Annotated in this window: 10 protein-coding genes; 3 read left to right on the top strand and 7 right to left on the bottom strand. The window is 36.7% G+C overall.

Annotated elements, in window-relative coordinates; all coding sequences use genetic code 11:
- Nucleotides 1-291 precede the first annotated feature (291 nt).
- Nucleotides 292-1386 carry a tRNA (adenosine(37)-N6)-threonylcarbamoyltransferase complex transferase subunit TsaD gene (gene tsaD, locus WCP76_RS00995; RefSeq protein ID WP_336293824.1) on the top strand — a complete coding sequence of 365 codons (1095 nt, stop codon included), beginning with the start codon at nt 292-294 and terminating at the stop codon, nt 1384-1386.
- A gap of 450 nt (nt 1387-1836) precedes the next feature.
- The gene (locus WCP76_RS00990; RefSeq protein WP_336293823.1) at nt 1837-2271 is read left to right on the top strand and encodes an EVE domain-containing protein; all 435 of its coding nucleotides are present in this window, start codon (nt 1837-1839) and stop codon (nt 2269-2271) included.
- Between the two features lie 492 nt (nt 2272-2763).
- Here the strand turns inward: WCP76_RS00990 and WCP76_RS00985 are convergent, their stop codons facing one another.
- From WCP76_RS00985 to WCP76_RS00970, 4 genes are all read right to left on the bottom strand, one after another.
- A complete protein-coding gene (locus tag WCP76_RS00985) occupies nt 2764-3555 on the bottom strand; it encodes a class I SAM-dependent methyltransferase (RefSeq protein WP_336293822.1) in 792 nt (263 codons plus the stop codon).
- Nucleotides 3556-3780: 225 nt separating this feature from the next.
- Nucleotides 3781-6201, bottom strand: a complete 2421-nt coding sequence (locus WCP76_RS00980; RefSeq protein ID WP_336293821.1) for a TIGR02302 family protein — start codon at nt 6199-6201, stop codon at nt 3781-3783.
- Nucleotides 6202-6318: 117 nt separating this feature from the next.
- On the bottom strand, nt 6319-7593 hold the full coding sequence (lysA, locus tag WCP76_RS00975; protein ID WP_336293820.1) for a diaminopimelate decarboxylase: 1275 nt from the start codon (nt 7591-7593) through the stop codon (nt 6319-6321).
- A 9-nt stretch (nt 7594-7602) separates the two neighbouring features.
- Nucleotides 7603-7782 (bottom strand): lipoprotein, encoded by a 180-nt coding sequence (locus WCP76_RS00970; RefSeq protein ID WP_336293819.1) that lies wholly within the window; start codon nt 7780-7782, stop codon nt 7603-7605.
- Between the two features lie 884 nt (nt 7783-8666).
- Here WCP76_RS00970 and WCP76_RS00965 point away from each other — a divergent pair.
- The gene (locus WCP76_RS00965) at nt 8667-9347 is read left to right on the top strand and encodes a TlpA disulfide reductase family protein (protein ID WP_336293818.1); all 681 of its coding nucleotides are present in this window, start codon (nt 8667-8669) and stop codon (nt 9345-9347) included.
- A gap of 1 nt (nt 9348) precedes the next feature.
- Here WCP76_RS00965 and WCP76_RS00960 read toward each other — a convergent pair whose 3' ends face one another.
- The 3 genes from WCP76_RS00960 to WCP76_RS00950 all read right to left on the bottom strand — a co-directional run bounded on the left by WCP76_RS00960 (nt 9349) and on the right by WCP76_RS00950 (nt 12189).
- A complete protein-coding gene (locus WCP76_RS00960; protein WP_336293817.1) occupies nt 9349-9849 on the bottom strand; it encodes a YaiI/YqxD family protein in 501 nt (166 codons plus the stop codon).
- Nucleotides 9850-9859: 10 nt separating this feature from the next.
- Nucleotides 9860-10711: a YihY/virulence factor BrkB family protein gene (locus WCP76_RS00955; protein WP_336293816.1), complete on the bottom strand. Its 852-nt coding sequence runs from the start codon at nt 10709-10711 to the stop codon at nt 9860-9862.
- A gap of 548 nt (nt 10712-11259) precedes the next feature.
- Nucleotides 11260-12189 carry a prephenate/arogenate dehydrogenase family protein gene (locus tag WCP76_RS00950; protein WP_336293815.1) on the bottom strand — a complete coding sequence of 310 codons (930 nt, stop codon included), beginning with the start codon at nt 12187-12189 and terminating at the stop codon, nt 11260-11262.
- Nucleotides 12190-12279 lie beyond the last annotated feature (90 nt).

The raw sequence follows: 12279 nt of genomic DNA, 5'->3' as shown, positions 1-12279 counted from the left end.
TTTTACGCTATTTTTACTAAAGAGTATAATTTCACAAAATTTTCAATATTTTATCTTTATAAAAAACAGTTATACTTATTTACTTTAATAAAAATGATTTTGAAAACACATAAGCACTTTATACTAAAAAACACAGAAAAATCGTTAATTAATATATCCATTATATTCAAATAAAGTGCTAGAATGCACCTTTTCATAGAAAAATCAACTCCTAGAGAAATTCTTTGTATCTTTACTCGTCTGTGATACTCACATAGACAAAGAATCTTCAATATAAAGGTCTTGTTTGAAATGCGCCTGTTGGGAATAGAAACAAGCTGCGATGAAACTGCTGCTGCTGTTGTTGAATACAAAAATGAAGAAAAAAGTTGCATTCTTTCCAATATTGTTTGGAGCCAAATTGATCAGCATGCACCCTACGGTGGTGTTGTTCCTGAAATTGCTGCTCGTGCTCATGTTGAAATTCTTGATGGTTTGATTTCCAAAGCACTTACAGAAGCAAACACAAAGCTAAAAGATATTGACGGCATCGCAGCTACCAGTGGCCCTGGTTTGATAGGAGGGCTGTTAGTAGGCGTTATGAGCGCAAAAGCACTCTCTCTTGCCACTGGAAAACCTTTTATTGCCGTAAATCATCTGGAAGGTCACGCTTTAACAGCTGTACTAACCCATAATGTCAAGTTTCCTTATTTATTGCTTTTGGTTTCAGGTGGACATACGCAAACAATTCTTGTTCATGGGCTAGGCAACTACCAGCGTTTAGGAACCACCATTGATGATGCATTGGGAGAAGCTTTTGATAAAACAGCAAAACTCTTAGGGCTTCCTTATCCTGGCGGCCCAGCACTTGAAAAAGCGGCTTTATTGGGTAATAAAAACCGTATCCCTCTTCCGCGCCCTTTAAAAGGTGAAAAACGGTTAGATTTTTCTTTTTCCGGACTAAAAACTGCCGTTCGACAAGCAGCAACTGCCATAGCTCCCCTTACAGAAAGCGATATTTGTGATATTGCTGCAAGTTTTCAAGCAGCAGTTACCGATACACTACATGATCGCGTTGGCTTAGCTTTGCAACATTTTATCCACCAGTATCCCTTCTCTTGTTATCAAGGATGTAAGCCTCCTGCTTTAGTTGTCTCGGGTGGAGTTGCTGCCAACAAAGCTATTCGAAATACGTTGCAAGAACTCGCACATCAACATGGTTTTGAATTTATCGCTCCTCCTCTTTCTTTGTGTACAGATAACGCTGCAATGATTGCTTTTGCCGGAGCACAAAAGCTCGCTCGGGGAGAAACCAGCTCTCTTGACATTGCCCCTCGCTCACGCTGGCCATTGGACGAAAAATCCACCCCCTTAATCGGTATGGGGCGCCGTGGAACAAAAGTGTAGGAAAATCAAAATGGCGCTTATATTATTCACAAAGCACAATATAAACATCATCCTTTAACATTTCACTTATCACTATTATCATAGTAATATTTTAAATAAAATTTTCTCTATTTTATTTAATTCAACGTAATAATATTAACTAACCTTTCCATAATAAAGTAAAAATGAGTAAATTTCTTATACTTAAAGTTTTACTTTACGAATATTCTTTGCTCTACGTGTATACTTTCATAATAAAAAAGAAATAAAGGTAAAACGTTTTCACGCATCATGTAAAAATATAGCTCATCTTTCTATCCCAGTTCAATTTCTTCTAAAAAAGAAGAAACAAAACTATAATGCACGCTCTTTATCTAATTTTAAAAATCGTACTGAATAATGTTATACACACGCTTACAAAAAATGCGCATAACTCGTTAAATACATTACAACTCATAAAAAGGAGCTCACATGGCTTATTGGCTTTTTAAATCTGAACCCCATAAATGGTCATGGGATATGCAAAAACAAAAAGGTTCCGACGGAGAACAATGGGATGGTGTACGCAATTATCAAGCTCGTAACAATATGCGTTCCATGAAATATGGCGATAAAGGTTTTTTTTATCACTCAAACAAAGGATTAGAAATCGTAGGAATTGTAGAAGTATGTGCTGAAGCACATCATGATTCTACAACTTCTGATCCACGCTGGGAATGTGTGGATATCCGTGCACTCTACGATATGCCAACGCCTGTTTCATTAAAACAAATTAAAGCAAACCCAAAACTAGAAAATATGGTGCTTGTAAATGCCAGCCGCTTATCAGTACAACCTGTAACAGAAGATGAATGGAGAGAAGTTTGTTTGATGGGCAACCTTAATATAGAAATTCTTCCATCTTAAAATGGTAATTTTTATCCTCAAGCTAATGGCGGGGATAAAAATGCTTCATATCACAGTGAACAAATGCAATACATCCTTCTGTTTGCGTATAATTTTCCGCGTTACGCATTAAATGCATAAATATAGCACTCTCTCTTACCATTTTTTTCTTCACGATACATCTTTTTAGAATGGCCACTATAAGGAAGACACACAAATTGGATAAAAACTCTTTATTGATCAATAATAACACACCTGACAGAAAAAAACAGAAATTCTTAAGTACCATAATACTACACCAACGACTAAATCATAAACCGCAAAACATTGCTTAAAAAATTTGGGCAACAATGAAAATATAGTCACTCAGCCTTAAAGATCCGATATCTAGTGTTGTTTACAGAAAAATCATCAAAAAAACTTCTAAAATTCATGAATTCTCATTACCGATCAAAATAGCTACCATTTAAGCCTTTACAGGCTCTCCAACATTGACTGACTCAAAAACGATTTTTAATTTTTTTCTGAAATAACGTGCATCCGAGATGAAAAAGAACTCTCACAAGCTTGTGGTGATAACGCAGGAATAAAAATACGCCGAGATTGACGACGCTGGACAAGCAAGCCTTGATAAACACGTTTCTGCGCCTGACACATTAAGAGTCCACCAAAATAAGGCAAAAGATAACGTGCCAACGGTTCATAAAAAAACGAGAATAACCGCGAGACATAACCTGAAGAAGGCATATAATGTACAATTTCCTGCATTGACCCAGAAATAAAATTTGTTTTTTCAAACAAACGAGCAATCTGTTGTCGGCTATAAGGTTCACCGTAACCAAAAGGTGTACAACTATTGCGTGCCCAAAAGCCAGGGCGATTAGGAACAATAACAATCAAGCTACCATTTGGAACTAAAACTCTCCATATTTCATTCAGCGTTTCATACGCATTTTCTGTGTATTCAAGTGCATGTATCAATAAAACACAATCAACCGAAGCATCAGGAAGCGGCAAATCTTCTTCAAAAACAAGTGCTGTAGCAACTTTTTTAGCACAAGGCCACGGCGAAGCACCTTGAGCAGCGGGCATAAAAGCAAAACATTGTTGCGCACGCGTACACAAAGCAGAAAGATAAGGAGGAGCATACCCAAGCCCCATCACTCTTTTATCAGCGAGATTAGGCCACCATAAATTTAATTGGTCACACAATGTCTCCTGCACACGCAATCCAAGTGAAGAAACATAAAAATCTTTCAGTGTGACTATATCCAACTCAACATACCGTGTAGAAAAAAACTTCAAACATCACAGGTTTTTATATACCATACTTATATGGACCTTTGTCTTTTCTTCACAATGGAAAAAACTTTAATACTTCATATTTTAAACAAAAATGATAAAAAAACCATATAGAATATTTTTATAATCGCTTCATTATAAGTTGTTAGATCACGCTTTTCTAGCTTTAAACCCTGCGAAGGCTTTCAACACATTCTTTTTGACATTAGCTAAAAGAAAGCAAAGTGATTAATTAAAATGGAGGAGCTTCTCAAGATAATTTTTTTCTTCTTCTGAAATATTCTCCTTACCAAGACGTTTGCGAATTTCTTCCAAAATATGCCGCGCACGCATTTGATCACTTTCTTGTGGTATAGCTACGCCTTCTTGTACTTTCTGATCTGTTTTTGAAGAAAGTGGACGCCCTAATGGATCCTCAAGAATAGAAGAAGCATTTTGATTGTCTCCAGATTCTTTAAGTATTTCACGCATCTTTTTTAAAACATTTTGTGCGCCTTGCCTCAAGGCTTCCAAAGCATCTGATTGATTTTCAATAGATACTTTACTATCTCCATGACCAAGAGCATCCCCGGCAGAATTCATTTTTTCTTTTGCTTCTTTGAATGCGTTACTCGGTTCAAAACCCTGCATTGATAATTCTTTTTCTAATATTGATAATTCCGACTGTAATTCAGCTTGACGTTTTTTTAAAGATTTTCTTTTCTTTTCTGGTATCCTTTCTCCACGTTTCTGTTTCATTTCTAATTGATGTGTTTCATTGAGAATTTCCTGCTGACGACGCATAAAATCTCCCAACTGATCCATTTTTTCCTTCATTTGTGCAGATTGTCCCTGGCTCTGCTCTCCATCTTGATTGCCTTTTTGAATTTGCAAATGATCAAGAGTCTGTTCGACTTCAGCCAATAGTTGTTCAGCTGCTAAAGAAGAGCCCGTCTTGGCCATTTCTTCAATTAAATTCAACTTTTTTTGTAATGAATCCTCTGAAACGTTGGGACGATTAAAATTTTTACTGTCTTGTGCTTTTTCAGCCAAAGCTTGAATATAATCATTCATAGCTTGGCGTAAATCTGCCATAAGTCGTTCAATTTCTGCAGCTGGAGCACCGTAACGCAGTGCATCACGTAACGCAGCTTGTGCTTGTTTTAAATTTTTCTGCATGGATTCAGGTTGATTGCCCTCAATACCCAAAGCAATCTGCCATAAATAATCAACCACACCGCACAAATCATCCTTTGTTTCTGCCATAAAGAGCCTTGTCCACGCACTTTGTAAAACAAGAAAATGTGTAATATTTTGAAGCCCCTCTTCTGGACGGACAAGCAAAGCAGAAAGCATATCGAGCACACGCTCTTGCGCAGAAGCATCAAGAGCTAGTAAACGACGTAATTCGCCCACTGCCCGTGCGACAGGATTCGAAAAAACACGCTGTGGTAGCGTTATGACAAAAGTTTTACTACGACCTTGCTGCCCTGCACCATCTTCTGCCAGTAAAGTAATTTTGACTTCCGAACCAGCCCATGGATGAGCTGACACATCTTGTACCACTCGCATTTTGCCCTTTCCACCACGCGGTAGCAGAAGTTTTATTTCAGGTGCTTTATAAAGAGCGGGAGTAGCTTTTGGTGTTTTTAAAAAGGGCTCTATTTCAACAAAAGCCTTTGTCACTCCATAATCATCACTTAACTCATACTGAAGTTCTAATGAACCAGCCAAAATCCTCCCTGGCTTTTCTATCCAATGAATTGTTGGTACCTGATCTTTAACCACTTGCAAATGCCACTGGTACTGCTTATGGCGTGACGATACAAATAAATTTATTGAATGTTCCAACTGTGCTTCAAACTGAACAATTGGATCATTCAAAGCTATTTTTTCGCTTTTCTTTGAAAATAAAACTTTATGCGCATCTCCTTCAGATATTGCATGTACTTTAATGCCGGCACCATTGACAACACGCACAACCACGTCACTCCCTTCAGGAATTTCCAGCTGTGTTTTCTCACCTTTTGTTAGATAAATGGGCGCAACACCGGTATAAACAGGTGGGATTACCCAAGCATCAACTCGCATTGACGCTTCATCGACTATAGGACGTAAGTCAAATCCATCTGCCAAACGTCCCCCCAAAGAGCCAAAAGAAAAGCTAAAAGCACACACACAAAGGAGAATACATAAAGCCCTCAGAGCTAAAGGATCAAAAGCCGCACTATTAGGATAAGCAAACCCAGTTTTTAAATTGTGTAATTGTTCTGCCATGCGACGTTGATGTTCATGCCAAATAATCGCACTGAAATCTTCATCATTTTCGGGACATAAACGATCTGCTTGGACGCTTAAAGGATGATTTTTAAGATTATTTTCTCGTTCAAGGCGCTGATCAACAGCTTTAATTGTGGGAAATCGAAAATTAACGAGAAAAAATAAGCTCCCCAAAGCACCAAAAAGCATAATCCCAAGTAAGAATAAATGCTGCCAATAACCGAGAATGCCAAAAACACCAAACCAACTAAGCGAACAAAAGAGACTGAGAATTAGAAAAAATGGTAACAACCGGACCCATATCCGCTCAAAAAAGAGGATAAACCACATCAAAATGCGCACATACAAAAGTTTTATTATTGCAAAACTCTTGATGTTTTCATTTTTCATAGACAAATACTTGCCCTCTTTTACAGCAATAAGTTAAGATCATAAAACCCATACAAGACAATTTCCAGAAAATAAAATTGTTTCACCAAAGTTTAGTAAAAATAAGACCAAAAACACCTAACAATGCTCAATCCAATCTGGAATATGATCGCATCCTATCAATTGCGTATAATCAAGACGCGGACGAATGACAGCATAACGCGTCTCATGAACAAGAACTTCCGGTACTAGAAGCCGACTATTATAAGTACTCGCCATCACTGCACCGTAAGCACCTGCCCCTGTAATCGCCAAGAGATCACCTGATGCTAAAATTGGCACGCAGCGATTAAATGCTAAATAATCACCTGTTTCACAAACTGAACCAACAATATCTGCACGAACAAGTGATACATCTGCTTCTGCTTGTTTCACAAGCACCACATTCTGCCAAGCATCATAAAGTGTTGGGCGTATAAAATCATTCATCGCTGCATCAACAATCACGAAATTCCGCCCTTTTCCTTTTTTAAAATAGAGAACAGATGTCACCAACACACCAGCTTCTCCAACAATGCTACGCCCTGGTTCTACGATAATATTGATCCCTAAAGGTGCAATATGCTTCTTCACAAGTGCTGCATAATCATAAATAGAAGGTATATCCTGTTTTTCATTATCATATGCAATACCGAGCCCACCGCCAATATCTATATGTGTTATCTTATAACCATCGCTCCATAACTGACGCACAAAATCTGCAATGATAAGGAATGCTTCCTCAAACGGTTTTAAATCACAAATTTGACTGCCAATATGCATATCGATACCACAAACTTTCAATCCAGGTAAACAAACAGCTTTTCTATAAGCCTCGCTTGCAAACGACAATGGAATACCAAATTTATTCTCAGATTTTCCTGTTGTAATTTTCTTGTGAGTCTTTGCATCAACATCTGGATTAATGCGTAATGAAACACGTGCTATTTTTGAAAGCGCAACAGCACGTTGCGACAATTGTTCAAGCTCCGCCTCTGATTCAACATTAAAACAATAAATATCTTTAGAAAGTGCAAAATCTATTTCTCTCACTGTTTTACCAACACCAGAATAAACAATACGATGTGCAGGAATACCAGCAGCAAGCACGCGTCGCAATTCACCTTCTGAAACAACATCGGCTCCCGATCCATTTGCTGCTAGTAATCGTAAAACTGCTTGATTAGAATTAGCTTTGACCGCATAAGCAATTAGGCTGGGCATTTCTTGAAATGCATTTTTGTAGTCTTTAAAACGTGTAACTAATGCATTAGCTGAATAACAATAAAAAGGTGTCCCAACATCCTGCGCGAGAGCAGAAAGCGAAAGGCCTTCAGCATGAAGTGTGCCTTGATGATAAGGGAAAAAATGCATATTTCATTCCTACTGTATCAAACGATCAAGAATAAAAGGTTTATTTTCTTCACTTTTGGAAATAGGTGATCTTTGTGCAGATTTTTCTACACTTTGAAAAGGCATCTCTAATAATCCTTTACGCCCACATCCAACGATAACAACACACCCAAAAAGGACAATTGTTAAATTCTTTAAAATGATTTCCATACGTCCTTTTCTCTCCTATCGATGCTTCTCATTCTTTTAGATTTACGATAAAATCATTGAGATAATTCCAAGACGTTTTTTCAATATATAAATTTATAAAATACTTCTGAAAGCGCCGTGCTACAAAAGCTTTTACGGCTTTTAAAAGACTTTTCAACCGTTAAAATATTAAAAAATGTTATGTTGATATTGGTCATCTCCATTTAATGCCCAACCAACAACCATTCATTTAAATCACATTGTTCTTCTGTAAACGAGACAGCTCGACCCCTAACAGCGGTTTATTTCTCCACTTAACCACAATTATGGATCCGCAGTAAATTCCGCGCAAACATTTCAATATAATTCATCATATAGTGACCGAGTAACCACATATTACAGGTTGTATCTATTATAAATGCATAAAGCTAACATAAAAATATCGACACATTGTTCTTCTCGAACAAGCAATTTTCTCTCTCAGTCCTTTTAGCTTGCGCTATTCTCTACGAAAGCTTCACACACCTATAAAGAAAATATGAAAACACTCTCAAAATTTACAAGACACAATTAATTTGCTCAGCCATATTCCAATATTCATATGGATATCTTCAAACCTTCGTGAAAAAATCAATGTACCATCTTCAATTTTTTCACGAATAAGCTTAAACAATTAATAACCTTTTCGTAATTCTATTGTATAATGGTTTTCATTTGCACTAATATCTTTTTATGAGAAAATGGATTTTTAATACCTTACCAATAAAGTTTCTAGTCATAATTAACTGAAGTTTTAATTTTCTCCATAATTACAAAAAATCTTGCTATAAACCAACGATATCCCATTTTGTTTTTAAATTTCTTACCCACCATACCCCACAAGCCCCATTAGAAGGATAAAAATTATGATTTATAAAACTATTATGAAAAAGAAAGTACAGTTCTTCATTACGCTCTCTATTGCTTTAAGCTTATACGTAATAATAAACTATTATAATAAAAAAGAATCCCTCTTTTCCAGTTTTGTCTCAGAAGAAACAGCACACGAAACAAATACAAACAAAATACAAAAGGAAAAAATAATTGCAATCCGAAAAGCAGCAAAAGGCTTTTTTACAAAAATACGCTTCGCTGATACGCAATATGATATGAGCAAACTTTCTTTTCAAGATATTCAAGGAAAAAACTATACACTCGCTGAATTTACCGGCAAACCGATGTTAATCAATTTATGGGGTACCTGGTGCCTGCCATGCCGAACAGAAATGCCCGAATTGGTAAAATTAAAACGTGAAATGGGTGGAGAAAATTTCGATGTAATAGCTATTAATACCGATACAACTTCTTCTTCTGAAAAAATTCAACAGTTTTTACAGAATGTTCATGCGGATAACTCATTTTACTACCGTGATAAAACAACGAATATTTTTAATAACCTCAGAAAACAAGGGCTCGCTTTAGGACTTCCCGTCACACTTCTAATTGATAAAAATGCTCACCTCATTGCTTCCTTTAATGGTGAAGCTCCATGGGCTAATGACGATGCAAAAACGCTTATAAAAGCTTTTATAAAAGAAACACAATAGCTTAATAACCACGTCTTTTTAAACGCCGTACAGCCAAATCCAATGCTAACAAAAAAGAAAAACGATCTTTGCGACAAAAAGGACGAGGGCCACCTGTTATCTTGCCCTGTCTTCGCAAATCTTCCATCAAATTGCGCATCGCCAAAGCTGGACCAATCGAGCTTACATCAAAAATACGCCCCGTTGGCGAAAGGCAAACCCCACCCGCCTGTACAACTCGTGATGCTAAAGGGATATCACTAGTGATAACAATACTAGCTTCATGCACATGTTCGACGATCCAATCATCGACACAACCGAGTCCACCAGTAACAACAACCCTTTCAATGAGTTCTTCATCTGGAAGGGAGAAAAAACGATTTGCTACGATAAATGTCTTGAGCTTATAACGACTCATAACGCGATAAATTTCAGCTTTTACAGGACAAGCATCCGCATCAATTAACAAAGTTATGGCATATTTTATTTGTGTATGTGTCTCTTTATTTTCAAACAATAACATACTCTTTCATTCATCTAGAATATCGTAAATGATTGCGATAAAATATTATTGCCGCATTTATTTCCCCTCCTAAAATAAAAATGGCACTTAATATGTAAAGAAAAATTATGGTCACCATAACAGATGCTAACCCTGCATAAGTAGAAATATAACCAAACATTTTTAAATATTGAGCAAAAGCAATTGAAGCCAGAAACCATACCGATATTGTCACCACAATTCCTGGTAAAATATCGATAAATTTACGTCGCTCTGCTGGTAACCATTTATGAACAATCACAAGACTTACAAATAAAACACCTGCCACAATTATGTAGCGCCATAAACGAATGATACAAATATATTCAGTAATAAAACAAGAATGATTTTGTGCAATTTTGACTAGTAAAGGCGTCAGAATTAATAAAAAGCTGATTGCCACTAGACCAATGGCTCCAATTATAACAAAAAATAAACTTTGAAAACGGCAAAACAATAAACTGCGTTGATCAATAACACGATAAGCTTTATTTAAGGCCATGCGCAAAGCTTCTATCCCATTAGAAGCAAAATAGGCTGCTCCAATGACGGAAATCGTCAATACATCCCCCCGCTGAACGGTTAAAACATTTATAATTTCTTTAGATAAAGGCTCTGCAATGAAATCTGGCAACAACTGCACAAGTGCTTTAATTTTTTGTGGTGTATACGTGAAAGCGCCTATAAAACCAGAAAGAGATGTTCCAAAAATAAAAAAAGGAAAAAATGCTAAAAGCCCAGACAGCGCGACATGGCTAGCAAAAGCACTCCCATTATCACGCCAATAATGGCTTACTGCATCAACAAAAATACGGTAGCTATACCAAAAGATATTTCTTAACAAGTCTTAATACTTTCTGGTAACACGCTTCCTTAATCTACCCAAGCTTTAGAAAAAATCACCAAATCTCTAACAACAAACATTCTTTAATATAAAGGGTAATAACCAGCATAGTCAAGTTTAGCTCTGCATTAGAACTAAAAACGATAAAGGGCACTACCTACAAACCGTCAATATTGTTTATCAAACAGATACATTCACCCACAAAACTTACACAAGATAAATTGTAATTTCATTATACACTTAAATATACATTAAATGATTTTTTGTTTTAAATTATACCCACCACAACTAGAGAGCAATGAAGCATAATGCAGCTCACGAGATTATCCAGAAACAGCTTGTGCACAAAATTTACCTCTCTGACAGGACAAACAACCTTTTTGAGACATCATATAATATATAAATTCATAGATAATCTTGTACCCATAAAAGTTTTTGAGCAATAGTCATCTACATCCGAGAAATTATCTGCCTTCTTTATATCAATCAAGAAAGAAAAATCTCTTACAAATTTCTAAAAAAGCCAGCGCAATTTGACAAAAATTTTTTTACACATCCTCTTTAGCAATATTGCGCCCAAAATCAGGAGCATCAATTTCCTGTCCCGCAGCAATAATGTTGCGGCGCACCGCACGTGTACGTGTAAAAAAGTTAAATAGTGTTTCACCATCTCCCACACAAATCGCTTGTTTTAAAGAAGCTAGCCCTTCAGTAAAGCGGCTCAACATTTCTAAAATAGCGTCTTTATTATGCAAACAAATATCTCGCCACATAACAGGATCAGAAGATGCCAAACGGGTAAAATCACGAAAACCTGAAGCGGAATAAGCAATTACTTCCGAATCTGTTACCTTTTCTAAATCACTAGCCATTCCAACAGTATTGTAAGCAATCAAATGGGGCAAATGTGAAACAACAGCCAAAACAAGATCATGATGCTTAGGATCCATCTTTTCGACACGCGCGCCACAAGCTTCCCAAAACGCTGTCAATTGGGCTATAGCCATAGCATTACTTTCAGCAAAAGGTGTTAAAATACACCAGCGATTCAGAAACAAATCAGCAAAACCAGCATCTGGTCCTGAATATTCTGTTCCTGCAACCGGATGCCCAGGAATAAAATGGACTGTTTTGGGCAGTAAAGGCGCCATTTCTTCAATAACCAATGCTTTTGTAGAGCCAACATCACTCACAATTGCCCCCAGCTTTAAATGGTCACGAATAGTCTTTGCTACCTCCGCACTTGCTCCAACAGGAACAGAAACAATAACTAAATCCGCTCCTTCAACAGCTTCTGCATTATCCGTTGTATAAAAATCTCCAAGTTCTAATTCGCGCGCCCTTTTCAAGGTTTCTTGTCGACGTGTTGCAATAGAAATTTGATCTGCGAGATTTTTCTTTTTAATCACTCTTGCTAAAGAAGAGCCGATAAGACCGATCCCAATGAGTGTTATTTTTTTAAACCTAATATGGAGCATCTTTCACCTTTAAAAACTCTTGAGAAACAATAACAAGGCCCCAATTTTTATGTCTGTTTATTCAAGAGTTATGTATTAAACATTTAAAAA

The sequence above is a fragment of the Bartonella vaga genome (genome assembly GCF_037070895.1).
Classification (GTDB): domain Bacteria; phylum Pseudomonadota; class Alphaproteobacteria; order Rhizobiales; family Rhizobiaceae; genus Bartonella.
The sequence above is the reverse complement of the archived record's forward strand: the minus strand, read 5'-3'. Positions and strand labels throughout refer to the sequence as shown.